This window comes from Bradyrhizobium sp. CCBAU 65884, assembly GCF_028128835.1.
Taxonomy (GTDB): Bacteria; Pseudomonadota; Alphaproteobacteria; order Rhizobiales; family Xanthobacteraceae; genus Bradyrhizobium; species Bradyrhizobium ottawaense.
In genome coordinates this window covers 1-25567 of record NZ_LBJU01000104.1, presented here as the reverse complement: position 1 = coordinate 25567, position 25567 = coordinate 1, and the positions used below count along the sequence as shown (strand labels likewise).

Sequence of the window (25567 nt, the reverse complement as noted above, 5' to 3'; positions counted from 1 at the left end):
TGTTCAACAAATGTTTTACGGCCCTACACTCAGCCCATCGCCTCGAGCTCGTCGATCATCCCGGCGATGACACTCAGGCCGCCGTCCCAGAACTTCGGGTCCTTGGCATCGAGCCCGAACGGCCGCAGCAACTCGGAATAATGCTTGGTGCCGCCGGCAGCGAGCATGTCGAGATAACGCTCGGCAAAACCCTCGGCCGCGTTCTCGTAGACCGCATAGAGCGAGTTCACGAGGCAATCGCCGAAGGCATAGGCGTAAACGTAGAACGGCGAATGGATGAAGTGCGGGATGTACATCCAGTAGTTCTCATAGCCCGCCTTGATCTCGATCGCCGGACCCAGGCTCTCGCCTTGCACCGACAGCCAGATCTCGCCGAGCCGCGTCGCGGTGAGCTCGCCGTTCTTGCGCTCGGTGTGGACCGCGCGCTCGAACGAGTAGAACGCGATCTGCCGCACCACGGTGTTGATCATGTCCTCGACCTTGCCGGCGAGCAGCGCCTGGCGCTGTTTTGCATTTTTGGTCTGGGCAAGGAGCCGCCTGAACGTGAGCATCTCGCCAAACACACTGGCGGTCTCGGCCAGCGTCAGCGGCGTCGGCGCCATCAGCGCACCGTTCTTCGCCGCCAGCACCTGATGCACGCCATGGCCGAGCTCGTGGGCGAGCGTCATCACATCGCGCGGCTTGCCCTGGTAGTTCATCAGGACATAGGGATGCGCCGACGGGGTGGTCGGATGCGAGAACGCGCCCGGCGCCTTGCCCGGCCGCACCGGCGCGTCGATCCAGCGATCGGTGAAGAAGCGCTCGGCGATATCGGCCATTTTGGGCGAGAAGCCGCGATAGGCCGTCAGCACCATGTTGCGCGCGTCGGGCCAGCCGATGGTATCGGTCGCGGCAAAGGGCAGCGGCGCGTTGCGATCCCAATAAGCCAGCCGCTTCTTGCCGAACCACTTCGCCTTCAACGCGTAATAGCGATGCGACAGCTTCGGATAGGCCGCCCGCACCGAGGCGACCAGCGCATCCACCACTTCGCGCTCGACACGGTTGTTCAGATGGCGGGAATCCGCGACGTCCTGGAAGCCGCGCCAGCGGTCGGAGATGTCCTTGTCCTTGGCGAGCGTGTTGGTGATCAGCGCAAAGGTGCGCTCATTGGCCTTGAAGGTTTTTGCCAGTGCCTCGGCTGCGCTCTTGCGCTTGGCGCCGTCGCGGTCCTGCAACAGATTGAGCGTCGGCTCGATCGCCAGCTCCTTGGCCCCGACCTTGAAGCGCAGTCCGGAGATGGTCTGGTCGAACAGCCGATTGAAGGCGGAATAGCCGGTCTGCGCCTTCTCCAGGAAAAGCTGCTCGAGCTTGTCGTCGAGCTGATACGGCTTCTCCTTGCGCAGATCCTCGATCCAGGGACGGTAGTGCGCGAGCTCGGGCGCTTGCATGGCCCGGTTCAAAATATCGTCATCGACACGATTGAGTTCGAGCGCAAAGAACAGCAAATGCGTGGACGCCGCCGTCAGCCGCTCCGACACATCGCCGTAAAACTTTGAAATCGCAGGGTCCACGCTGTCGCCGGCGTGGACGAGCCCGGCATAGGAACCGAGCCGGCCGGCAAGATCGTCGATTGCCTCATAGCGTCGCACGGCTTCCGCGAGCCATTTTCCGCCATCTTCGTTTGCTGTCCCTGTCGCCAGCTTGCCCTTGTAGTCCGTCTCGAACGCGACGCAGTCGGCATCCATCGTTTCGAGATCGCGCGCCACTTCCGGCGCATCGATCCCGGAATAGAGATCGGCAAGGTTCCACTCCGGAAGCTTGCCGGTCTTGCTCGCAGGCTTTGCGAGCGGCGTTTTGGGGGACTTTGCCTTGGCGGCGGATTTCTTGGCGGCGGATGTTCTGGCGGCGGATGTTTTGGCGGCAGGCTTGCGGAGAGCAGTCTTGGAGCGCGAATTCATTGTGTGGGAAACCTGTGTTCAACAAGCGCGACGGCGGGCGGAGGCATCAAGGTTTAAGAGTGCGTTAATCGGCTTCGGCCAGAGTGCCCCGATTCGAGACAGATAGTAGTAGCGTGCGGGGAACACCATGGCTGCCAGTATTTTGATCGCTGACGACGACGCCGTAGCCCGCCGGCTGGTCGAGAACATGGTGCAGAAATGCGGCTATGAGACGGTCGTCGTGGACTCCGGTGACGCCGCGATCGCCGCCCTTACCGCTCCCGACGCGCCGGCCATCGACGCCGTCATCCTCGATCTCGTGATGCCCGGCCTCGACGGCATGGGCGTGCTGGCGAAAATCCGCGAAGCGGGCCTCAGCGTCCCCGTCATCGTGCAGACCGCCCATGGCGGCATCGACAACGTGATCTCGGCGATGCGCGCCGGCGCGGCCGATTTCGTGGTCAAGCCGGTTGGTGTGGAGCGGCTCCAGGTCTCGCTGCGCAACGCGCTCAACGCCTCCGCGCTCAAGGGCGAATTGCAGCGCATCCGGCACAGCCGCGAAGGCCGGCTGACCTTCTCCGACATCATCACCCGCGCCGAGGCGATGGCACCCGTGATGCGCGCCGCGCAGAAGGCGGCGAACTCGGCGATTCCCGTTCTGATCGAAGGCGAGTCCGGCGTCGGCAAGGAGATGTTCGCGCGCGCCATCCATGGCAGCGGCGAGCGCAAGGCCAAGCCCTTCGTCGCCGTCAATTGCGGCGCGATCCCCGACAACCTCGTCGAGTCCATTCTCTTCGGCCACGAGAAGGGCGCCTTCACCGGCGCGACCGAGCGGCACATGGGCAAGTTCGTCGAGGCCCATGGCGGCACGCTGTTTCTGGACGAGGTCAGCGAGCTGCCGCTGACTGCGCAGGTCAAGCTGCTGCGCGCGCTCCAGGAAGGCGCAGTCGAGGCGGTCGGCGGCCGCAAGCCCGTCAAGGTCGATGTCCGCATCGTCTCGGCAACCAATCGCCGGCTGCTGGAGCGGGTGAAACAAGGACACTTCCGGGAAGACCTGTTCTATCGCCTGCACGTGCTGCCGCTGACGATCCCCTCGCTCCGGGCGCGGCGCGAGGACATCCCGCATCTGCTCCGGCATTTCCTGGCGCGGTTTGCCGCCGAGGAGAACCGCGCGATCACCGGCATCAGCGGCGAGGCCATGGCCCATCTTGCCCAGCTCGACTGGCCCGGCAACATCCGCCAGCTCGAGAACGCGGTCTACCGCGCCGTGGTGATGAGCGACGGCGACCAGCTCGGCCTCGGCGACTTCCCTCTGCTCGCTTCGCAGCAGCATCCCGTAACCGAGATTCCGACCGCCCCGCTGATGCTCGAGCCGGCGGCGACCCCGTCGGTGGTATCGGGTAATGAAATACCGATCGCGCCGCTCCCGGCGGTAGGCACGCTCGCCCTGCTCACCGCGACCGGCGATGTCCGCTCGCTGGAGGACATGGAGAACGAGATCATCCGCTTCGCGATCTCGCACTACCGCGGCCAGATGTCCGAGGTGGCTCGCCGCCTCAAAATCGGCCGGTCCACCCTCTACCGCAAACTCGACGAGGCCGGGGTTCCCGGACATGGCGGGAAAAGCGGCGAGGAGACGCACTGAGCATCATGCGAACGAGGGTTCGCGCGGCGATGCGGGAGCGGCTGTAAGCCGTTCGCCTGACGACAGAATTCGACTGCTTCTTGAACCGTGACTTGGAAGTGACAGACACAGGGAAAAGCGCGCTGTGCAGGCGCACAATCCGTTGCCAAGAGGCTCCCTTGAAGTCAGTTTGGCGTGAGTTGTCCCGGTTAGCGCTGGCTGCAAAACCGGGGCCTGTATATCGTCTGCGTATGAATCGTTGCGTGCAGGCGTGCAACTTTCGAGAGGCCGGCGCGATTTAGCCGAAGCTCAATAGGCGATAACAAAGCTGTTCCACGAGGGACAGTTCACCCGAGGGGTGCGACACAATGCGTGACTGTTTGAACCACCGTGCGGGCTTCGACCGTGTCTTGATGACGGTCGCGGCGACCTTCCTCACGGTGTCGGCCAGCTCAGCCCTGGCGCAGGATCAGGCGCGCAGCAGCGCTGCCGAGCTCGCGATCGAAGCCGCGATCCCGCGCCCCGAGCCGGCCAACGTCCCGCCCCCGACCGCCTCCGATATCAAGCTCGACACCACCGCCACGGTGCAGGATTCCGCCAAGGAGCCGGCACAGGCGCCCGTGAAGGCTGACATCGCGCCGGCCCCGAACAAGGTCGAGACCAAGCCTTCCGACATCGCCACCACGCCCGCCGCCGAGGCGCCGAAGGGCGAAACGGCCAATACCGAGCCTGCCAAGACCGAGCCTGTGAAGACCGAGCCGGCCAAGGCAGACACCGCCATGCCGGCTGCGCCTGCGGCACCGGCCACGGCTGCGGCCCCTACCGTTGAGCCCGTGAAGGCCGCGAGCAATGTTCCCGCCGCCGACCAGCCGGTCGCCGAGAAGCTCAAGGACATCATTGGCGCCAAGACTTCGCGCCATTTCGATCGCAAGAACGAGCGCGCGGCGATCGAGAAGTTTTATGGCGCACGCGACTTCGCGCCGGTCTGGACGCAAGGCGGCAGCCTGACCACCGCGGCCAAGGGCGTCATCGCGCGGCTGAAGGACGCGGCGTCCGACGGCCTCAATCCCGCCGACTATCCGGTGCCGGACTTCGCCAGCGCCACCACGCCCGATGCGCTGGCCGATGCCGAGCTCAAGCTCACCGCCAGCATGTTCGACTATGCGCGCCAGGCCCAGAGCGGCCGCATGCATTGGTCGCAGGTCAGCGGCGACATCCTCTATCCCGAGCATCCGGTCGACCCGAATGAGGTGCTCGCCAAGGTCACGACCGCGACGGACGCCTCCGCTGCGCTCGACAGCTACAATCCGCCGCACAAGCTCTACAAGGAGCTGAAGGCCAAGCTCGCGGAGCTTCGTGGTCAGGGCAGCGGCCCGGTGATCGAGATCGCCGACGGTCCGGCGCTGAAATACACCCCGGCCAGCAAGAAGCAGGCTGAGGTCGTCGTGGAAGATGCGCGTGTGCCGCAGCTTCGCGCCAAGCTCGGCCTTGCCGAGAATGCCGGCGACACCCGCTATGACGCAGCGGTCGCCGACGCCGTGCGCAAGTTCCAGAGCGGCGCCGAGATGAAGGCGACCGGTATCCTCGACGACAAGACGGTCAAGGCGCTCAACACCCCCAAGCGCGACAAGCAGATCGACGTGGTGCTGGTGAACATGGAGCGCTGGCGCTGGCTGCCGCGCGATCTCGGCGCGCCCGCGCTGGGCGATGCCTATGTGATCCTCAACATTCCCGACTACACGCTGAAGGTGATGCAGCGCGGCCAGCAGGTCTGGACCACCCGCGTCGTCACCGGCAAGCCGGGCACGCATGCGACCCCGCTGCTGACCGAGACGATGAAGTACATCACGGTCAATCCGACCTGGAACGTGCCGCCGTCGATCGTCTACAACGAGTATCTGCCGGCGTTGCAGCAGGACCCGACCGTGCTGCAGCGCATGGGCCTCAAGCTCGAACAGAACCGCGACGGCTCGGTGCACATCTCGCAGCCGCCCGGTGAAGCCAACGCGCTCGGCCGCATCCGCTTCAACTTCCCGAACAAGTTCCTGGTCTATCAGCACGACACGCCGGACAAGAACCTGTTCGCCAGGGAAGATCGCGCCTTCAGCCATGGCTGCATGCGCGTGCAGAATCCGGATCAGTACGCGTCCGTGCTGCTCAACATCACCATGCCGAACGAGAAGTACACGCCCGAGCGCGTGCGCAGCATGTACGGCAAGAGCGAGATCGACCTGAAATTCCCGACTCCGGTCCCGGTCAACATCACCTATCAGACCGCCTTCGTGGACGATGCCGGCAAACTGCAGTTCCGCAAGGACGTCTATGGCCGCGACGCGACCATGATCAACATCCTGAAGAACAACCGGGGCAAGGATCTCGAGGCCGTCGTTGCGCACTCGCAGCCGAGCTATTCGCGCCCGGCGACGACCCTGCCCTCAGGCGTGGCCGTGGCCAACAATGGCGGTGGCTTCGGCTCGTCGGGCCCGAACTTCTTCGAACGGCTGTTCGGAGGCGGGGCGCCGACCCCGCCGCCGGCTCCGGTCGGCCGCCGGTCCCAGCAGCAGCGGGTGTTCACCCGGTAAGGCTGCGGGAACTCAGCTTTTCGAATTCCACAACGATATCAACGGCCCCGTCCCATGGATGGGGCCGTTTAACGTTAACCATTGTCCACCTGGCTCCCGGCACCGGGCGTTTTTTTGCCACACTCAACGGGTTAGGATTGTAGCCTGACTTGGTTTGGGCGCGGGAAGGTCAACCTCGAATTAACCTTCTCGCTTTAAGAAAGCGTTCATCCTCTTTCGCACTGCTACGGGGTTGGCGGGAGAGTCCATTTTGAACGCTCGTCGACTGGGTGGGCTCATACGTGCTGACTGGTCTCGCACGCCAATTTACTGTGCTGTCGTTGTCCCATGCGGGAGTGAAGGCCGGATCCCGGATCGGCCTCGCTGCCGTATTGCTGCTTGCTGCCGCGGGTTCAGTCCACAACGCCGCCGCGCTGAGCGAAACCAAGACCCTCTCCTTCCACCACACCCATTCCGGCGAAGACCTGACCGTCACCTTCAAGCGTGATGGCCGCTATGACGAAGCGGCGCTGAAGCAGCTCAATCACTTCCTGCGCGACTGGCGCACCCAGGACGAGACGGTCATGGACCGCCGCCTCTTCGATATCCTCTGGGAAGTCTACCGCGACGTCGACGCCAAGCAGCCGATCCAGATCATCTCCTCCTACCGCTCCCCCGCCACCAACGCCATGCTCCGCCGCCGCTCCTCCGGGGTGGCGCGCTTCAGCCAGCACATGCTGGGACATGCGATGGACTTCTACATTCCGGGCGTGCCGCTGGAGCAGATCCGCTTCGCCGGCCTGCGCCTGCAGCGCGGCGGCGTCGGCTTCTACCCGACGTCGGGCTCGCCCTTCGTGCATCTGGACACCGGCAGCATCCGGCACTGGCCACGCATGACGCATGACCAGCTCGCCCGCGTCTTCCCGGACGGAAAGACGGTGCATCTGCCGACAGACGGCACCCCGCTCAAGGGCTATGAGCTCGCCAAGGCCGAGATCGAGCGCCGCGGCAATGGCGACGACTCCAGCAGCAAGCCGAACTTCTTCGCCGCTTTGTTCAAGGGCAAGTCCGCCGCTCCGGCCGCCAGCAGCGACGAGGACGATGAGGGCGCGCCCGCGCCGGCCGCCAAGCCGGCGGCAGCAACTGTCGTCGCAGCCGCAGCCAAGCCCGCCGATCCGGTGCCGACGCCGCGCGCCAAGCCGCAGATCGCCGCCGCGATCCAGCTCGCCTCGGCCGACGCACAGCTGGTCGCGCCGCCCAAGCCGAAGCCCGCGGCCGTGGCTGACAAGCCGGCACCCAAATCTGCGGAGGGCAAGCCGGAAACCCCGGCCGACATCATCAACGCCCGCGGCTTCTGGGATGATGTCCCGGCCGCGCCGCAGCAGGCGACGCCGGCGCAAATCGCTGCGCTGAAGGCCCGCCAGGCGCTCGCCTCTGCCACCGATCCGCAAGCAACCGCGAGCGTGTCCAACGCGGCCCTTCAGGCGCTGGCTTTCGCGCCGGCCGCCTCCCCGGTTGATCGCGCCAATGTCGTCGCCGCCTCCGCGCCGATCCCGCGCTCGGCCCGTCCCGCGTCACGCAGCATCGCCCAGGCGACCGAAATCAACACGGTGGTCGGCAAGAGCGTCGACGGCGCGGTCGCGACCGCGACCCGCCTCTCGGCCGCCAAGAGCGAGAGCATCTGGCTCAAGATCGTGATGCTATCGCCGAGCGCCAGCCGCGCGATGTCGGTCACGCTGATGGGCGAGCTCGATACGGCCGCGCTGCGCGGCTATTTCGTCAAGCCGCAGGCCGTGATCGCGATGGGCTTTGCCGACGACCCGATGCACGGCCTGTCCTGCGACAGTTTTTCGGGCAGCGCGACCGCGAAGCTCCAGACGACGTCTTTCGTCATGCGCACGGCCGCGCTGCGCTGAGGCGCCGAGCTACCTCCACGAATTCAGTCTCTTCGCTCCATCCAGGCTACAAGAACGCCCTACCGCGCTTTCGCGCTCGCCGGTCCAGATGATACGTCAGCGCCAGCGACAGGCAGACCGATAGCTCGCGGCTTGGCAGCTTGCCCACCACCGGCAACAACAGCGCCCGGGTCTGCCGGTACTCGAACCGATCGGGAAAGCGTTCGCGGAAGCTATCGATCAGCGTCGTCTTGCAATTGAACAGGATGGCGGCGTGTGCGGAGTCCTTGACGCGGCCGAGCCGGATCGTCGAGCCGCTGCCGGTCTCGTCGGTCAGATACGCCGGCTCGCCCCATTTGAGAGTCTCGGTGAGCCGGCCGACCTCTTCATACGCCGCGGCCGTCGCGAAGATCAGCGCGCGCACCTGAAGCAGCCGCTTGCCGATCGGTGCCGGCAGAGCGCCGAAGGCACGGTTCACCTCGCGCGGCAGCGATGGCGCAGTCATTCGCGACTCCGTTCGCAAACGAAACACGCGCCATTTTTAGCCCGGATGGAGCGCGGCGCAATCCGGGATTGCTTTCACACTGCGAGAACCCGGATTTCGCTGTGCTCCGGGCTGCCGCAGTCGTGCTTGAGGCGCGAACGCCTCAGAGCATGCCCAGCGCCTGCATGTAGGTCTCGAGAATCGTCTCGGCCTCGGCGCGCTCGTTGGGGTCCTGCTTGCGCATGCGCACGATGGTGCGTAGCGCCTTGACGTCGTAGCCGTTGCCTTTGCTTTCGGCATAGACGTCGCGGATGTCGTCGGAGATCGCCTTCTTCTCTTCCTCCAGCCGCTCGATGCGCTCGATGATGGATTTGAGCTGGTCCTTGGCAAATTTCGTCGCGGGCTCGTCGTCGCGGACGGCGGCGGAGGTGGCCATCTAGGTACTCCCAATGGAACTGGCAAAACGAGGTGACGCCGGCATCCCTCACCGCGCGTGCTGGTAGACCCTTAGGGTTGGTACCGACTGCGTTCAAGGCAGCATCGCGCTCGTCCACAGCGCGCCCACACCTTCCTGCGGCGAGGCCAAGAAAGCTGTTGTGTGGTGCGACTCAGCGAGGCGCACCCGGGCCGTTCAGTGCCCGTGGGGATGGACCTTCTTCATCGTCTCGAGCTGTTCTGGCGTGGCCGTGCCCTGGTATTTCGACTTCCAGGTCTCGTAGGGCATGCCGTAGACGGCCTCCCGGCTCTCGTCCTTGCTTAAGGCGACGCCCTGGGCGTCGGCAGCTTCCTTGAGCCAGTTGGACAGGCAGTTGCGGCAGAAGCCCGCCAGATTCATCATGTCGATGTTCTGGACATCCGTCCGCGATTTCAGATGATCGACCAGACGGCGGAAAGCGGCCGCCTCGAGCTCCGTTCTGGTTTTGTCGTCGATTGCCATGGCTATGTCCCTTGATATCCCTTTGGGCCTGCCCCGATTGCGGTCACCCTTATGGGATCAGGTGGGTCCTGTCACAGATTTTGCCATATCCCGGCGCAAACCGACCCGAACCCGGCCTTGAGGCAGTTCCCCGGCCCCCTACGCCAAATCGCCAATGATCTGATATAGCTTCCGCGACAATGATCGCCGAATCTCCCCGCTCCCCCCTTCGCATGCTCGCCCGGTTGGTCCCGGTGCTGGCGATTGGCCTGCTGTGCTTGTGGAGCAGCCCGGCCTCCGCCGATTTCCGTCTCTGCAACAACACGTCGAGCCGGGTCGGCATTGCGCTCGGCTACAAGGACGCCGAGGGCTGGACCACCGAGGGCTGGTGGAACATCTCGTCCCGCTCCTGCGAGACCCTGCTGCGGGGAACGTTGGTCGCCCGTTACTATTACATCTACGCCATCGACTATGACCGCGGCGGCGAGTGGTCGGGGCAGGCCTTCATGTGCTCGCGCGACAAGGAGTTCACCATCCGCGGCACCGAGGATTGCCTCGCGCGCGGCTATGACCGGACCGGCTATTTCGAGGTCGATACCGGTGAGCAGCGGGCGTGGACGGTGCAGCTCACCGATGCCAACGAACAGCCGGCGCAGCAGCGCGTACCCGGCCTCCCCGGTCCGGTTGGCCCGGGCGGGGTTCCGGGTTTGCCCAATAGCCCGCCCGGTGGTACGCCCCCCGCCCCGCCTGGCCTCCCGCCAGCTCCCTCGCCCCCGTCTGGAAATAAGCCATGAGGCGTCTTCGCCGTATAAAGATTCTCGCGACCCTGGGCCCAGCCTCTTCAGACCTCGCGATGATCCGCCGCCTGTTCGAGGCCGGCGCCGACCTGTTTCGCATCAACATGAGCCACACCCCGCATGACAAGATGCGGGAGCTGGTGGCGACGATCCGCAACGTCGAGAGCAGCTATGGCCGGCCGATCGGCATCCTGGTCGACCTGCAGGGCCCGAAGCTCAGGCTCGGCTCGTTCGCCGAAGGCTCGGTGCAGCTGCAGAACGGCCAGACCTTCACGCTGGATTCCGACAAGGCCCCCGGCGACACCACGCGCGTCCACCTGCCGCATCCCGAGATCCTGGCGGCGCTGCGGCCCGGCCACGCGCTGCTGCTCGACGACGGCAAGGTGCGCCTGATCGCGGAGGAGACCTCGAAAGAGCACGCGGTGACGCGGGTCGTGGTCGGCGGCAAGATGAGCGACCGCAAGGGCGTCAGCCTGCCCGACACCGACCTGCCGGTCTCCGCCATGACCTCGAAGGACCGCGCCGACCTCGAGGCGGCGCTCGTCACCGGCATCGACTGGATCGCGCTGTCCTTCGTGCAGCGTGCCGACGACGTGATCGAAGCCAAGAAGATGATCCGCGGCCGCGCCGCGGTCATGGCCAAGATCGAGAAGCCGCAGGCGATCGACCGCCTCGCCGACATCATCGAGGCTTCCGACGCGCTGATGGTGGCGCGCGGCGACCTCGGCGTCGAATTGCCGCTCGAGCGCGTGCCGAGCCTGCAGAAGCAGATGACGCGGATGGCACGCCGCGCCGGCAAGCCGGTGGTGATCGCAACCCAGATGCTGGAATCGATGATCCAGTCGCCGGTGCCGACCCGCGCCGAGGTCTCCGACGTCGCCACGGCAGTCTATGAGGGCGCCGACGCCATCATGCTGTCGGCGGAATCGGCGGCTGGCAAATTCCCGGTCGAGGCGGTCTCGACCATGAACCGCATCGGCGAGGAGGTCGAGCGCGACCCGATTTATCGTTCCGTGCTCACCGCACAGCGTCCCGCGCCGGAATCCACCGCGGGCGATGCCATCGCCGACGCCGCGCGGCAGATCGCCGAGACGCTCGACCTTCCCGCCCTGATCTGCTGGACCAGCTCGGGCTCGACCGCAGTGCGGGTGGCGCGCGAGCGGCCGAAGCCGCCGATCGTGGCGATCACGCCGAACATCACCGCCGGCCGACGGCTCGCGGTGGTCTGGGGCGTGCATTGCGTGGTGGCGGAAGACGCGCGCGACCAGGACGACATGGTCGGCCGCGCCGGCCAGATCGCGTTCCGGGACGGTTTCGTCCGCGCCGGCCAGCGTGTCATCATCGTCGCAGGCGTGCCGCTCGGCATCCCCGGCACCACCAACATGGTGCGCATCGCCTCGGTCGGCCCCGAGGGCGACGCGATCATGTAGGCCCGCCAGGGCACGCCAAACAAAAAGTCGAAAAACAACCCCATGCACAGTAGCCGGAGGGCCCGGCGATCCTGCTGTGGTTTTGCGAAAAGGCTCGCTCAGTCAACCATCTGAGCGCCGTCAGGCCGGCCGCTTCGTGCACAGGGCGATTTTACGCCCCAACGAGCGCCTTCGCGGCCGGCAACAGCGTCTGCTGCACCACGAGTCCCCGGGCGCGGGCGTCCATGACGCCGACCGCACGCAGCGCCAGCAGCGTCACGGTCTGCACCGCATCGCGCATCTTGACGGGATCGTCGAGATTGTCAGGCGCTAGCGGCCCGACCAGGGCCTCATGCAGCGCGCCGAGCAAGGCGGTGGCGGCGAGTGCGGTGTCCTGGGCCGGCAAGTGACCGGCACGCACCGCGGCGTCGATCCGGGCGGCAATCTCGCCGGCAATCTCCCGCCGGCTGGCAAGGCGGGAGGCGCTGACATCGACATCGACAGGTTCGGCCAGAATGCCCCAGGCCAGCCGCCGCTGCGACAGGGTGTGGACCGCCACGGTGGTGACGGCGGCCGCCAGCGCCGAGGATGGCCCCGGCGCGGCATCGGCCGCCCGGCGGATCGCCGCGAGCTCATCGCGCGAGACCTCGGCAATGAGCTCGGAGATCAGCTCGGCCTTGGAGGGGAAGTAGCGGTAGACCGTGCCGGCCGCGACATTGGCCCGGACCGCGACGGGCGCGATCTGCACCGCCGCCATCCCGCCTTCCGCTGCAGTCTCCCGTGCCGCCGTCAAGATCGCACTGCGCCGCGCCGCAAGGCGCTTCACCACTTGATGCGTCCGCCGATAAACCATGGCGCGCTTCCTGTCCCACACGCCTGCCGCACGCCCTGCGGCAAAACGCTTCGTCACGCAAAAGATGCAAATCGCCCCGCAAAGACTGAACAACTATTCAGGCGGGATGACAAGACGCAAATGATCATCCGAACGCCCGGCACCTCGGGAGAGCAGGCGTAAGCATAATAAACGCATCCTTACGCGGGATGACCGCGGAGGATCAGTTTGGTTTACCTCAACTTAAACGCGATCATGGTGATGTGCCGATGCGCCGTCACTGCGTGGTCGATCCAACCCCGAGAGTTCAATGTCGCTTTCCCTGACAAGCAGCGCTCCCGCGCGCGGCTTAGCACGCTGGATCTTGCCGTTCTGCATCGGTGCCGGTGCCTACCTGTTCTTTCTTGGCGTCGGTGACATCATGCTGCGGGATTCCGACACGCTGTGGCAGATCAAGATCGGCCAGTGGATCCTCGAACACCGCGCGTTGCCCCACAACGACATCTATTCGTTCACGCGCGACGGCGAGCCCTGGATCTCGAGTTCCTGGCTGTCGCAAGTTTTGTTCGCGCTGGTTTACGAACCGTCGAACTGGGCGGGCGTGGTTATCCTGACGTCGCTCGCGATCGGCGCGACCGCGGCGATTTTCGCGCACCTGATAGACCCCTATCTGGATCCCGCGCGCGCCTTGCTGCTCATCGCCCCAATTCTCGTGATGTCGATGGGCCATTTTTTCGCGCGCCCGCACATGCTGGCCCTGCCTGTCATGCTGGCCTTTGTCGGCGGACTGCTGGCGGCCGCCGACCGGCGCACCGCGCCATCCTGGCTGTTGCTGCCCCTGATGGCGCTGTGGGCCAATCTTCACGGCGGCTTCGTCATGGGTCTAGCGCTGATCGGAGCCGTTGGCCTCGATGCGATCGCGTCCGCCGATCGCAAGGACCGCTTTGCACTGGCCGCACGCTGGACCGTGTTCGGGCTTGCCGCGCTTGCGGCAAGCTGCTGCACGCCCTATGGCTGGAACACGCTCCTCGCGTCGACGAAAATCCTCAACCTCGGCAAGCTGCTCTCGATGATCGGGGAGTGGAGGCCAGCCGACTTCAGCTCGCTCGATCTGTTCGGAGTCAGCCTGCTCGGCTTGATCGGCATTGGCTACTACAGCGGCGTGGTGCTGACCGCGACCCGTATTCTTCTGCTGCTCGGCCTGGTCTGGGCGGCTCTCAGCCACTTCAGGAACATCGAGGTTTTTGCGCTGTTGACGCCGCTCGTGCTGTCGAAACCGTTCGCCGAACATTTTGGAATGACGAGGTCCGTTGCACCCAGGGGAACGGAAACGCGGCCCTCTTTTGCGCTGACCGCGATCGCGGCGCTCGCGATCGTCGCGGCCGGCTGGAGCATCACGAGGTCCTATGCCACGCCGCACCGCTATGCCTTCATCAGCGATCCGTCTCCTGCGGCCGCGGTCGACCTGCTCGAGCGGCGGCACGCGCAGCGGATCTTCAGCACCGCGCCGATCGGCGGCTATCTGGTCACCCGCAACATCAAGACCTTCATCGACGGCCGCGCCGAACTGTATGGCGAGCAATTCGTGCTCGACTATTTCGAGGCTGTCGAAGGCAAGAACGTCGAGACCCTGCTGCGCCTGCTCGAAACCTACCGGATCGACGCGACTCTGCTGAACAGGACGGTCCCGGCATCGATGATCATGGACCATTTGCCGGGCTGGAAACGACTCTATGCGGATGACATCGCGGTGGTCCACGTTCGCGACGACACACCGACCAAACCCTCCGCGTCACAATGAGGCACGAACCAAATCTCGAGCATGATCCGGATCATGCTTCAGGCCGCCAGCTCTCGCGCGCCTCGCACGGGCAGGAACGCCGGCCACACGGCTCAAGACACAAGCCGCGGGCTCGCCAAAATGAGAGCCGGACACCTCCCCGCGAAACGCCACCTCGTCCGTTAGCCTATCGGCCGGCGGCAAGCCCTCGCACAAAAGAAAAGAGCCTCGTCTTGGACGAGGCTCTCAGAATTCTCAGGTCGGCCGGCCTTACTTGAGGCTGCTCGAGATCGAGGTGAACTTGGCGTTCAGCGTGGTGCCGAGATTGTTGACGACGGTGATGATGGCCAGCGCGATGCCGGCAGCGATCAGGCCGTATTCAATGGCGGTGGCGCCGGATTCATCCTTCAGGAAACGCGCAACGAGGTTCTTCATAGAGTGCTCCAAATGAGTACACGAGGCTACAACTGATCTGGTCTTTTCGGCTTCCCAGCGCCGCCCGACCATGGAACCAAACGTAGAGGCAAAGAATTGCGCCGCAGTTAATTCGTCTGCGTAAACACCGAGCGGTTTGCGTGTATTCGCCGATGGTAAATCGAAATCTAAAACAATCCGTTAAATTGTCGGGACATGAAACCGGCGTAGCCTGCAGGTTTACCCGAAGTTATGACCGCCCGTGATCCAATGCCGCCCGCTCGGACTGGCGCGCGATGAGATGAAATCCTTCATCGCGCTTCAGGTGATTGCTTGAGCATGATCTTCTCGGAAACCGCACCTCACTTTGCGCCAACGCGGCCCGCCGGGTCCGGATCATGCCCGACCGACAAGAACAACAGGACGACGAGGCGGCATGTCACTTTCCTTTGCCAACAGCATCGCGGCGCAGAGCCGCGCGAGGGCCCTGGTGCCGCTATGCGTCGGCGCCGGCGTCTATCTGTTCTTCCTCTACCTCGGCGACACCCGGCTACAGGACTCCGACTCGTTCTGGCAGGTGAAGATCGGGCAATGGATCCTCGATCACCGCGCCATGCCCACCACCGACTTCTATTCGTTCACGCGAACGGGCGCGCCATGGATGTCGACGTCGTGGCTGTCGCAGGTGCTGTTCGCCTATTCCCACGCGCAATGGGACTGGGCAGGTCCCGTCATCCTCACCGCGGTCGCGGTCGCGGTCACGGTCGCGATCTTCGTCTATCTGCTCGACGTGCAGATCGAGGCACCACGCGCAGTGCTGTTCGCGATGCTGGCGCTGCTGCTGTCGGCCCATCACGTGCTGGCGCGGCCGCATATCCTGGCGCTGCCCGTCATGGTGGCGTGGGTCGGTCTGCTGATGGCAGCTGCCGACCGCAAGAGCGCGCCGTCCTGGTATTGGCTGCCGCTGATGGCGCTCTGGGCGAATTTGCATGGCGGCTTCGTGCTGGGCCTCGTGCTGATCGGCCCGATCGCGCTCGAGGCCGTCGAGCACGCCGAGAAGGGACGACGGCTCCAGCTGTTCATGCGCTGGGTGTTGTTTGGAATCGGTGCTCTGATCGCGAGCTGCTGCACGCCGTATGGCTGGCGGACGCTGCTGGGCGCGACCAATATTCTCGGCCTCGGCGAATTGCTGTCGCTGATCTTCGAATGGATGCCCGCGAACTTCTCCACGTTCACCCCATTCGAAGGCGCCCTGCTCGGCCTGATCGCATTCGGCTATTATCGCGGCCTGGTGCTGTCGGCGCCCCGGATCTTCCTGATCCTGTTCCTGACCTGGAGCGCGCTGACCCATGTCAGGAGCATCGAGGCATTTGCGTTCGTGGTGCCGCTGGTGCTGGCAAAGCCGCTCGGCGAGATGTTCCCGCGCCCGGCGCCTGACGCCGCCGGTGCCGGGCGCTGGCCCGCCCGCCATGTCACCGCGCTTGGCGCGCTGATGATCGTGGCGGCGAGCTGGACCTCGACGTCGCTCTACATGGCGCACCACCGCTTCACCTTCACGACGACGCACACGCCGGTTGCGGCCGTCGACGTACTCGAGCAACGCAAGATGCAGCGCATCTTCAATGCCTACCAGTTCGGCGGCTATCTGATCTCGCGCGATATTCCGGTCTTCGTTGACGGCCGTGCCGAGCTCTATGGCGAGAAATTCGTCATGGACTTCTTCAAGGCGACGGAGGGCAAGAAGCCCGAGCTGCTGCCGCGCCTGCTCGACGAGTACAAGATCGACGCGACGCTCCTGGTTGCCGATGCGCCGGGCCCGCAGATCCTCGACCAGCTCAAGGGCTGGAAGCGGATCTATGCGGACGACATCGCGGTGATCCATGTGCGAGACCATGCGGACAGCGCGACAGCGACGCCTTCGAAGTGAGAACCTCCTTGAGGGCGTACTCGTAACCGTGAGATGTCCCTCCAAAGGCGACGTGGACGCGACCTGGCACACCACGCTCAAACCCCGGCGATCCCGCGACATGTCTTGTTTTGACAGGCCGACTTTGACCATCCCGGCTCGGCTCGACTCGGAGCGGTCCGTGGGAATCGCCGTTCTTGCGGTGCTGGCGGCGGTCTCCCTTCTTCCGGTGCTGCTGACCCCCATTCCCGCGATGGTGGATTATCCCAATCACCTCGCCCGCATGTACATTCTGAGCCGGAACGGCACCCCCGACGCCAATCCGTATTACGAGGTGGCCTGGGCCTTCTATCCCAACCTTGGAATGGATCTGCTGGTGCCGCAGCTGGCGCGGCTGATGAGCGTCGAGCACGCCACGCGGCTGTTTCTGCTGCTGAGCCAATTGCTGATCGTCGGGGGTGCGCTGCTGCTGGAATGGGCGCGGAAGGGCCGGGTTCATCTTGCCGGCTTCGCTGCGCTCGCTTTCCTCTACTGTCTGCCGTTCAGCTGGGGCTTCGTGAATTTCGAGTTTGGCCTCGGCCTCGCTCTCTGGGGCATCGCAATCTACCTGATGCTGGCCGAAGGCCCATGGCCGCTGCGTTTCGTCGCCAATTTGCTGTTCGTCGCTGCGCTGTATGCGGCGCATTTCTTCTCCCTCGGTATCTACGGCGCGACGCTTGGCCTCTACGAGCTCTCGCGCATTCGTCAGCAGCGAGCATCGTACCTGGGCGTGGCCGCGCGGCTCGGCGCGCTGGCCCTGCCGGCGCTCGTGTTGTTTGGGATCATGCAAATGACGGCGGGCTCGATCGGAAGCGAGGGGACGAGCTGGTTCTTCGGATTCAAGCCGATCTGGCCGTTGCGCATCCTGAACGGCTACAGCCTGACGGCATCGGCAGTGACCGGGCTGGCGCTGATGATCTCGTTGCTTTTTGCCGCAAGGCGCGGCGTCCTCAAGCTCGAGCCGGCCGGCCTCTGGCTCGCGATCGGCTTTGCACTGCTCTACCTGGTCATTCCCTCCAAGCTGTTCGGAACCTCGTTCGTGGACCTTCGCGTGATTCCCGCTGCAGCTCTGATCCTGCCGGCCTTCTGCTCGCTGTCGCTGCCGAGCCGGGCCTGGAGAACGGCTGCGCTCGCCGCGATCAGTGGGATCACACTGATCAATCTCGCGATCGTCCTCGCGGTGTGGCTGCCTTACCGCGCCGACTATGCGGCGATCATCGCCTCGTTCCAGAAGATCGAGCGCGGCTCACGCGTTCTCGTTGGAAGCACGGGCGACAATGGTGATCCGCCCTTCGCCGACCTCACCTCGTATCCGATGTACTATGCGCCGACGCTGGCCGTGCATTATGCCAACGCGTTCGTGCCCAACCTCTTCACGGAAGCGGGCAAGCAGCCGGTGCGGCCACGCGAGAGCGCGCGCCGCCTTGCCATTCCCTATGGAGGGCCGGTGCCGTCGGAGCTGCTCACCGCGATTGCGGCAAGCCGGCCGCCGGCGGACGTTCCGCCGTTCATCCGCACCTGGTACCGGGACTACGACTATCTCTATGTGCTCGGACCGCCGGCCGCGAACCCGCTGCCGGAACTGCTCGAGGTGCTGGACACCTCGGAGCGATTTGTTCTCTACAAGATCCGCCGCAGGTCCTAGACCGACGCCACGGCTGCGCAAGCATGGTTAATCGTGCATCGCCATTCCGTTCCGCCTCCGCCCTCAATCGCCCGAGTGCCCTAGATCCTTAACAGTCGCGGCAAGGCGACCTTAACCACCGCCGAACTAGACTCCCGCCCCTGCAACCCAGCCGGAATCTCTCGCATGGCGGCCAATTCCAGATCGATCCGCTACAGCCTCGTCATCCCCGTGTTCAACGAGGAAGCCGTGCTGCCGGTCCTGCTGCGCCGGCTCGACCTGGTCTTGTCCCGGCTCGACGGTCCGGCTGAAGCGATCTTCGTCGACGACGGCAGCAGCGATTCCAGCTCGATCGTGCTCCAGGCGCTCGCCAAGCGCGATCCGCGCTTTCGCTATATCGGCCTGTCGCGAAATTTCGGCCATCAGGTCGCAATCACCGCCGGCATGGACGCCGCGGAAGGTGATGCGATCATCGTGATGGATGCCGATTTGCAGGATCCGCCCGAAGTGATCGAGCAATTGATCGCAAAATGGCAGGAAGGCAACGACGTCGTCCACGCCCGCCGCCTGTCACGCGAAGGCGAAAGCCGGTTCAAGCGTGCGACGGCGCATCTGTTCTACCGGCTCCTCGGCAGGATGTCCTCGGTCGGCATCCCCGCCGATGTCGGCGACTTCCGCCTGATCGATCGCAAGGTGCTCGACGCACTCAGGCAGATGCCGGAGCAGGATCGCTTCGTACGCGGCATGATCGCCTGGCTCGGTTTCCGGCAGGCCGAGGTCGCCTTCCACCGCCTCGAGCGAGCCGCGGGCGAAACCAAATACCCGCTGTTCAAGATGGTGCGACTCGCGGTGAACGCCGCGCTCGGCTTTTCCGATCTGCCCCTGCGGCTTGCGATCTGGTGCGGCTTGACGGTTTCGGGACTGGCCCTGCTCTACGGCGGCTGGGTGATCCTGCTGTGGCTCAGCAAAGACAGCCATCTCGTGACCGGCTGGTCGTCGACGATCGTCGTCGTGTCGCTGCTGTGCGGAATCAACATGCTGATGACCGGTATCGTGGGGCTGTATGTCGGCCGCATCCATGCCGAGGTGAAACGCCGCCCGCTCTATGTGGTACAGACGCGCGCCGGCTTCGATCGCAACGAGGCGGCGGCAGCGCCTGCAATCCACGCAGTCAACGAGTGATCCGGCGCATGAGCGAGCTCTTCGACGGCTATCACGCCAACTACCGTGACGTTGTCCAATCCTCGATCGACTTCTCCGGCTTGCCGCATGATTTCTTCATGCGCGCGAAGGCCGATCTCCTGGCCGATCTGATCGCGCAGCGGCTGAACACCGAGAGGCCCGACATGCTGGACGTCGGCTGCGGTGTCGGCAGCCTTCATCCCCTGTTGCACGGCATGGTCGGCCGCTTGAGCGGCATCGACGTTTCGTCGGCCAGCCTGGCGCAGGCCCGCGCGGCCAATAGCGGGGTCGACTACCGCGAGTTTGACGGCCGCACGTTTCCCTTCGAGGACGCCAGCTTCGATCTCGTCACGGCCATCTGCGTGATGCACCATATCGTGCCGGCCGAATGGACGCATTTCATCACCGAGATGCGGCGGGTGGTGCGGCCCGGGGGGCTCGTCTGCGTGATCGAGCACAATCCCTACAACCCGCTGACACGTCTTGCCGTTGCGCGCTGCGAGTTCGACCGGGACGCCGTCCTGCTCAGTGCCGGCAAAACCCGAAAATTGATGGCTGCGGGCGGCTTGCGGGAGATCGGCGCCCGCCATTTCCTGCTGCTCCCCTGGGACACCAAACCGGCGCGTCGCCTCGAAGATGCCCTGAGCGGCGTGTCGCTCGGCGGCCAATACGCGGCCTTCGGGTCCGTCTGACTTATCTTTGCGGCGTATCCCGCCGCTTGTGCACGACCGCCACGTCGTCGCTGTAGACGCGTTGCCACTGGGGCAGCCGGTCGAGCATCGCGACCGCCGGTGTCCGCGGCGCGAGCAGCGTCGCGCCGATGTCGTATTCGTCGAGCAGCTTGAGAAAATCTGCGAGGTCAACCAGCGCCAGGGCACGATTGTAGCGGTCGATGAACGGCCCGCCATACAGTTCGCCGCGACCATCGATGAAGGTGGGAATGCCGGCAAAGATCAAATAGCCGCCGAAGGAATAATCGTTGAGCACGCGCCCCGCCTTGGCGAGGTCGGCTTGCGCGACGGCAGCTTGAGGGGTGATGACGGTAGCCGGCCGTATGTCGCGCGCCAGCGCCGCCCCGCTCATCGCGATCAGAACACCGAACGCGGCCAGATTCAGGCCGCGCGACGCGCCCTCCGCATCGTCCGTGATCCGCCCGCCGAATGTCCGACCCAAGGGGGCCGCCAGATAGAGCGGCGCCAGCATGGCCAGCAGATCCGCGTTGCGTACCTGCGCCAGTGCGAAATGGAGCAGGCCGATCACCACCAGGGCCCGCACGACCGGCAACGTCACGCCGCGCGCGAGCGCAAAGATGCCGGCCAGCAGCAGCAACTCGAAGCCACCGACATGGCTGAAATCCTGCGGCCGCCATTCCCCGATCCAGGCGAGCGCAGAGCCGAGGCCGAGTGTCGTCAGCGGCATCAGCAGCGGCTCCGGCCCGTGCGGCGTCAGACAGGACGCAGCGAGGGCAAGGGCCGAGAAGGGCAGCCATCGCAGCAGCACGCGCGGCCATTCGCTTCGCTCCTCACGCAGCAGCGCCTCGAGCACGGCCGGACCGATCAGCCCGAGCGCGAGCACCACGCTGCCATGCAGATTGGTCCACAGCACCAGCAGCGGCAGCGCCCAGTATGGCGGAGGCCCGCCGCGATCCATGCAGCGCACCAGGGCCGCCGCCCAAATCACCATCACCGGCAGCACGAGGACATGCGGCCGCGCCAGCATATGCGGCGCCAACAGGATGACGGCCGCGATCACCATGAGCAGCGTCAGGGCCGGCGAGAGCTCGCGCAGCAGGAAGAAGGTGAACAGGCCAAAGGCGAGCGCTATCGCCGCTGCTGCGACGACGACGACGCCGGGCCAGCCGGACAATGCGTAGGCTCCGGCGTAGACGATTTCCGAGAGCCACTCGAAGGTGATCCAGGGCGCGCCATGCTTCGAAAACGAAAAGGGATCGCTCTCCGGCAGGGTGCCATGCGCGATGATCCAACGCCCGACCTCGATATGAGAATAGCTGTCGGGATCACCGAGCAGCCACGGCCCAACGGTCAGCAACAGGGCATAGACGCCGAGGCCCACTGCCCAAGGGAGCGCTGCACGTGCCGAAAACGGTTGAACCGCGCTGTGGACGACCTGGTCAGTCATGGCGGGCCAAAATAGGACGCAAGCGTTAAGTTCTTCTTTAGTGATTCCCGCGGTTGCCCCGGAAGCCGCGCGCTTCGCTCGCGCCGGGAGCGCCCTGCATCCGCGAACCGCCAGCCAACAAAAAACGCGGCGTTTCCGCCGCGTTTTGCAATCTCACCTGCCGCTCGCAATTACGCCTGCGGCTGCGGCTCCAGGCCGGGATCCGTATCGGGCCGCGGGCGCGGCGACTTGCCGGCCGGGGGCACCGCGGAGGCGCGCGGCGTGCTCGGCTCGAGCACGGACTCGCGGTTCGGCTTCTTGCCCTTGAGCAGATCGACGATCTCGTCGCCGCTCAGCGTCTCGAACTCCAGCAGGCCCTTGGCGAGCGCTTCGAGATCGGCGCGCTTCTCGGTGAGAATACGCGTCGCTTCGTTGTAGCCCTCTTCCACGAAACGCCGGATCTCGGTGTCGATCTTCTGGACCGTCGCCTCCGATGCGTTCTGGGTGCGCGACACCGACATGCCCAGGAAAACCTCGTCCTGGTTTTCGCCATAGGACACGGTGCCGAGCGCCTCGGACAGGCCCCAGCGCGTCACCATCATCCGGGCCAGGCGTGTCGCCTGCTCGATGTCGGAGGACGCACCCGAGGTCACCTTCTCGCGGCCGAAGATCAGCTCTTCGGCGACACGGCCGCCCATCATGATCGCGAGCCGCGAGGTCATCTGCTCCAGAGACATCGACAGCTTGTCGCGCTCGGGGAGCTGCATGACCATGCCGAGCGCACGGCCGCGCGGAATGATGGTCGCCTTGTGGATCGGGTCGGTCGCGACGACGTTGAGGCCGACGATGGCGTGGCCGCCCTCGTGATAGGCGGTCAGCAACTTCTCTTCCTCGGTCATGACGAGCGATTTGCGCTCGGCGCCCATCATCACCTTGTCCTTGGCCTCTTCGAATTCGGCCTGCGTCACCATCCGCTTGTTGCGGCGGGCGGCGGTCAAAGCGGCCTCGTTGACGAGGTTCATCAGGTCGGCGCCGGAGAAGCCCGGGGTGCCGCGCGCGATGGTCTTGAGGTTGATATCGGGCGCCAGCGGCACCTTGCGAACGTGAACCTTGAGGATCTGCTCGCGGCCGACGACATCGGGGTTCGGCACCACGACCTGACGGTCGAAGCGGCCCGGACGCAGCAGCGCGGGATCGAGCACGTCGGGACGGTTGGTCGCGGCGATCAGGATCACGCCCTCGTTCGCCTCGAAGCCGTCCATCTCGACCAGCAGCTGGTTCAGCGTCTGCTCGCGCTCGTCATTGCCGCCGCCGAGGCCGGCGCCACGATGACGACCGACCGCGTCGATTTCGTCGATGAAGATGATGCAGGGCGCGTTCTTCTTGGCCTGTTCGAACATGTCGCGGACGCGGCTCGCGCCGACGCCGACGAACATCTCGACGAAGTCAGAACCGGAGATGGTGAAGAACGGCACGTTGGCTTCGCCCGCGACCGCACGCGCGATCAGGGTCTTACCGGTGCCGGGAGGGCCGACCAGCAGCACGCCGCGCGGAATGCGGCCGCCGAGGCGCTGGAACTTGCCGGGGTCGCGCAGGAATTCGACGATCTCCTGCAGGTCCTGCTTGGCCTCGTCGACGCCGGCGACGTCCTCGAAGGTGACGCGGCCATGCGCTTCGGTCAGCATCTTGGCGCGCGACTTGCCAAAGCCCATCGCCTTGCCGGCGCCGCCCTGCATCTGCCGCGACAGGAAGATCCACACGCCGATCAGGGCGATGAACGGCAGCCAGGAGACCAGCAGCGAGACGAACCACGGCACGTTGTCGCCGGGCGGCTTCGCGGTGATCTGCACCTTGCTGTCATAGAGGCGCTTCACCAGCGTCGGGTCGCTGGGCGCATAGGTCTGGAAGCTGGAGCCGTTGGTGAAGGTGCCGTGAATGTCCGGCCCCTGGATCACGACGTCGCGCACATTGCCGCGGTCAACCTCGCTCAGGAGCTGCGAGAAGGCGATGTCCTGCGAGGAGGCCCGCTGACCCGGATTCTGGAAGAGCGTGAACAACGCCAAAAGCAGCAAGACAATGATGACCCAGAGGGCGAAATTGCGCAGATTGGCGTTCATCGATCTTCCTTCGTGGTCGCGCGGATCGCGGCCTCATCCTTGGGCTCTACGAGGAAATCCCCAAGGAATCCTCATCGTTAGACGCATACAATTTAGGTGCCGTCCCGGTCGCTGCCAAGGGAACGAGGTGGGACTATTTATCCCATCTTAGAGCGATTCCCGCTGAAATAATGGCGTCCGGAGCGGGGTTTTTCCTGCCTGGTTAAGGTGTCCTGACGGCGCGGGGCCGAATTGGCCGGTGTCATGATCCGCCCTCGTCCGCGCCTATCCGCCCTTGCGACGCCGGACCGGCGCCGGTGCGATGTGGATACGCCCGCCGGCAAGGCTGATCAAGGCTCCCGCAAGGGTCTGCCTCAAGGCCTGCCGGCCATTTGCGCCCGTGCGAGGGCTTGCGGCGATGGCCTGGTCGAGCGCGGCAAGGAGAGACTCAACCTTGCCGAGTTCCGCCGGCCCTTCATGCCCGAGCGCGTTGATGGCCCGCAGCAGGAGCCGCAGCCGGACCTCCTCCGGCAGGACGGCAAAGGCCGAGGCCTCGAAGCTTCGAACACCTGCCTGCGGCGCATCGCCGCGATCCCTCAAATGGAGGAAGCGCTCGGCGCCGTCGGCCAGCAGCTCGACCGCCGCATTGGCCCGCGCCAGCCGGGCCGCGAGCCGCACCAGCGTGCGGGCGTCGCCACCCTCGGCCGCAAGGAGCGGCAGCAGCGCCCGCAGCCGCGGCCGGGTGAAGGCGGTGTCGCGGTTGGTGGGATCGTCGGCAAAGCCGATCCTGGCCCGCTTCAAGGTCGCGATCAGCTGCGCCTTCGGGACCTCGAGCAGCGGACGCGCCAGCACGATCCCGTCGCGCTCGCTGAGGGAGGCCATTGCCGACAGCCCGGCAAGTCCGCTGCCGCGCAACAGGCGCATCAACAGGGTCTCGGCCTGGTCGTCGCGGGTGTGGGCGGTCAGCACATGGCTCGCGCCGACGGCACGCGCGGCCTGCGCGAGCAGGCGGTAACGCGCCTCGCGCGCCGCCGCCGGCAGTCCGGTCTTCGGCTTTGCGCCGCGCCAGCGCAGGGTCCGGTGCGGCAATCCGAGTTCAGTGGCGAGCCGCTTGACCTCGCGCGCCTCGCGCGCCGCCTCTCGCCGCAGGCCGTGATCGATCGTGACGACGGTGAGACTTGGGCCGCGCGCGAGGCTGCGCCGCCAGCGCGCCGCAAGCCACATCAGCGCGACCGAGTCGGGCCCGCCCGACACGGCGAGCACCAGCGCCGGCGCGCTCTTCAGGCCGGCGAAGAGCCGCCTCGCCTCGCGTGTCGAGATCGGAGAATTGTCGTCGTCTGACATGACGCGGCCCTGACCGTCGCAGGCGGATGGTTACGATGTCTAGCGCAGCGCCATCCGCGTTGTCAGGACCCCCGACGTCAGCACTTCACCCGTTTCTGCTCGCGGTCGACCGCGGCTTTGACGCCGGCGGAGGCGCGCGGATATTTGCGGCCGACCTCGCCGAAGGCGGCGCAGGCGGCCTCCTTCTCCTTCAGCGCGGCGAGCGACTGGCCGAGCCGCAGCAGCGCATCCGGGGCCTTGGCCGATTTCTCGTATTTGGTGGTGACGGCGAGGAAGGCTTCCGCGGAGTCCCGATATTGCTGGCGCTGGAAGTAGCTCTCGCCGAGCCAGTATTGCGCGTCGCCGAGCAGCGGGTCGCTCGGATATTTCTGCGTGAAGTTCTTCATGGTCTGCTCGGCGAGCGCGTAGTCCTTGCGCTGCATGTAGCCGATGCCAAGGTCGAACTCGTCGCGCGGCGTTGCCGAGGGCGGCAGCGTGGTCAGGCCGGCGCCGCCGGCGGGCGCGGGAGAGCCGGATTGGGCCGGCGGATAGCCGGGCTGCGCGGCCGGGGGAGCGGCCTGCTGCTGATAACGGGGGCCGGTGTTGGCGAGATCGAGCGGCTCGCCGGCGCCGCGGCCGCCGGGTGCTCCC

20 protein-coding genes are annotated in these 25567 nt (G+C 65.5%); 10 read left to right on the top strand and 10 right to left on the bottom strand.

The window, feature by feature from the left end; genetic code table 11:
- Positions 1-29 precede the first annotated feature (29 nt).
- The gene (locus XI03_RS11120; RefSeq protein WP_271592169.1) at positions 30-1937 is read right to left on the bottom strand and encodes a M3 family oligoendopeptidase; all 1908 of its coding nucleotides are present in this window, start codon (positions 1935-1937) and stop codon (positions 30-32) included.
- Positions 1938-2064: 127 nt separating this feature from the next.
- Between XI03_RS11120 and XI03_RS11115 the strand changes: the two genes are divergently transcribed.
- From XI03_RS11115 to XI03_RS11105, 3 genes are all read left to right on the top strand, one after another.
- Positions 2065-3561, top strand: a complete 1497-nt coding sequence (locus XI03_RS11115) for a sigma-54-dependent transcriptional regulator (RefSeq protein WP_038948410.1) — start codon at positions 2065-2067, stop codon at positions 3559-3561.
- 347 nt (positions 3562-3908) lie between these two features.
- On the top strand, positions 3909-6122 hold the full coding sequence (locus tag XI03_RS11110) for a L,D-transpeptidase family protein (protein WP_271592168.1): 2214 nt from the start codon (positions 3909-3911) through the stop codon (positions 6120-6122).
- A 269-nt stretch (positions 6123-6391) separates the two neighbouring features.
- Entirely contained in the window at positions 6392-8017 is a 1626-nt protein-coding gene (locus XI03_RS11105) for a DUF882 domain-containing protein (protein WP_271592167.1), read from the top strand.
- 46 nt (positions 8018-8063) lie between these two features.
- Here the strand turns inward: XI03_RS11105 and XI03_RS11100 are convergent, their stop codons facing one another.
- The 3 genes from XI03_RS11100 to XI03_RS11090 form a co-directional block, all read right to left on the bottom strand.
- A complete protein-coding gene (locus XI03_RS11100) occupies positions 8064-8501 on the bottom strand; it encodes a DUF1801 domain-containing protein (protein ID WP_271592166.1) in 438 nt (145 codons plus the stop codon).
- A gap of 142 nt (positions 8502-8643) precedes the next feature.
- On the bottom strand, positions 8644-8916 hold the full coding sequence (locus XI03_RS11095) for a DUF2312 domain-containing protein (RefSeq protein WP_014492426.1): 273 nt from the start codon (positions 8914-8916) through the stop codon (positions 8644-8646).
- A 195-nt stretch (positions 8917-9111) separates the two neighbouring features.
- On the bottom strand, positions 9112-9417 hold the full coding sequence (locus XI03_RS11090; RefSeq protein WP_018317791.1) for a DUF1244 domain-containing protein: 306 nt from the start codon (positions 9415-9417) through the stop codon (positions 9112-9114).
- Between the two features lie 179 nt (positions 9418-9596).
- On the opposite strand from XI03_RS11090, the gene XI03_RS11085 reads away from it, so the two are divergent.
- Entirely contained in the window at positions 9597-10190 is a 594-nt protein-coding gene (locus tag XI03_RS11085) for a DUF1036 domain-containing protein (protein ID WP_091956438.1), read from the top strand.
- Positions 10187-11623 carry a pyruvate kinase gene (gene pyk / locus XI03_RS11080; RefSeq protein WP_018317789.1) on the top strand — a complete coding sequence of 479 codons (1437 nt, stop codon included), beginning with the start codon at positions 10187-10189 and terminating at the stop codon, positions 11621-11623. Before XI03_RS11085 ends, pyk begins: the two co-directional genes overlap by 4 nt.
- Before the next feature lie 151 nt (positions 11624-11774).
- Here pyk and XI03_RS11075 read toward each other — a convergent pair whose 3' ends face one another.
- A complete protein-coding gene (locus XI03_RS11075) occupies positions 11775-12455 on the bottom strand; it encodes a TetR/AcrR family transcriptional regulator (RefSeq protein WP_028140307.1) in 681 nt (226 codons plus the stop codon).
- Positions 12456-12744: 289 nt separating this feature from the next.
- Between XI03_RS11075 and XI03_RS11070 the strand changes: the two genes are divergently transcribed.
- On the top strand, positions 12745-14235 hold the full coding sequence (locus XI03_RS11070; protein WP_271592165.1) for a hypothetical protein: 1491 nt from the start codon (positions 12745-12747) through the stop codon (positions 14233-14235).
- A gap of 249 nt (positions 14236-14484) precedes the next feature.
- Here XI03_RS11070 and XI03_RS11065 read toward each other — a convergent pair whose 3' ends face one another.
- Positions 14485-14649, bottom strand: a complete 165-nt coding sequence (locus XI03_RS11065; protein ID WP_028140309.1) for a Flp family type IVb pilin — start codon at positions 14647-14649, stop codon at positions 14485-14487.
- Positions 14650-15064: 415 nt separating this feature from the next.
- Between XI03_RS11065 and XI03_RS11060 the strand changes: the two genes are divergently transcribed.
- The 4 genes from XI03_RS11060 to XI03_RS11045 all read left to right on the top strand — a co-directional run bounded on the left by XI03_RS11060 (position 15065) and on the right by XI03_RS11045 (position 20071).
- Positions 15065-16555 (top strand): hypothetical protein, encoded by a 1491-nt coding sequence (locus XI03_RS11060; protein WP_271592164.1) that lies wholly within the window; start codon positions 15065-15067, stop codon positions 16553-16555.
- Positions 16556-16655: 100 nt separating this feature from the next.
- Positions 16656-18218, top strand: coding sequence for a hypothetical protein (locus XI03_RS11055; protein ID WP_271592163.1), 1563 nt, complete (start codon positions 16656-16658; stop codon positions 18216-18218).
- A gap of 165 nt (positions 18219-18383) precedes the next feature.
- The gene (locus XI03_RS11050) at positions 18384-19379 is read left to right on the top strand and encodes a glycosyltransferase family 2 protein (protein ID WP_091956434.1); all 996 of its coding nucleotides are present in this window, start codon (positions 18384-18386) and stop codon (positions 19377-19379) included.
- 8 nt (positions 19380-19387) lie between these two features.
- On the top strand, positions 19388-20071 hold the full coding sequence (locus tag XI03_RS11045; RefSeq protein ID WP_271592162.1) for a class I SAM-dependent methyltransferase: 684 nt from the start codon (positions 19388-19390) through the stop codon (positions 20069-20071).
- A 1-nt stretch (position 20072) separates the two neighbouring features.
- Here the strand turns inward: XI03_RS11045 and XI03_RS11040 are convergent, their stop codons facing one another.
- The 4 genes from XI03_RS11040 to ybgF form a co-directional block, all read right to left on the bottom strand.
- Positions 20073-21518, bottom strand: a complete 1446-nt coding sequence (locus tag XI03_RS11040; RefSeq protein ID WP_271592161.1) for a hypothetical protein — start codon at positions 21516-21518, stop codon at positions 20073-20075.
- A 170-nt stretch (positions 21519-21688) separates the two neighbouring features.
- The gene (gene ftsH, locus XI03_RS11035) at positions 21689-23614 is read right to left on the bottom strand and encodes an ATP-dependent zinc metalloprotease FtsH (protein WP_028140315.1); all 1926 of its coding nucleotides are present in this window, start codon (positions 23612-23614) and stop codon (positions 21689-21691) included.
- Positions 23615-23878: 264 nt separating this feature from the next.
- Positions 23879-24937 carry a tRNA lysidine(34) synthetase TilS gene (gene tilS / locus XI03_RS11030; RefSeq protein ID WP_095426676.1) on the bottom strand — a complete coding sequence of 353 codons (1059 nt, stop codon included), beginning with the start codon at positions 24935-24937 and terminating at the stop codon, positions 23879-23881.
- 77 nt (positions 24938-25014) lie between these two features.
- The coding region (ybgF, locus tag XI03_RS11025; RefSeq protein ID WP_271592160.1) for a tol-pal system protein YbgF at positions 25015-25567 on the bottom strand (553 nt) is incomplete at its 5' end.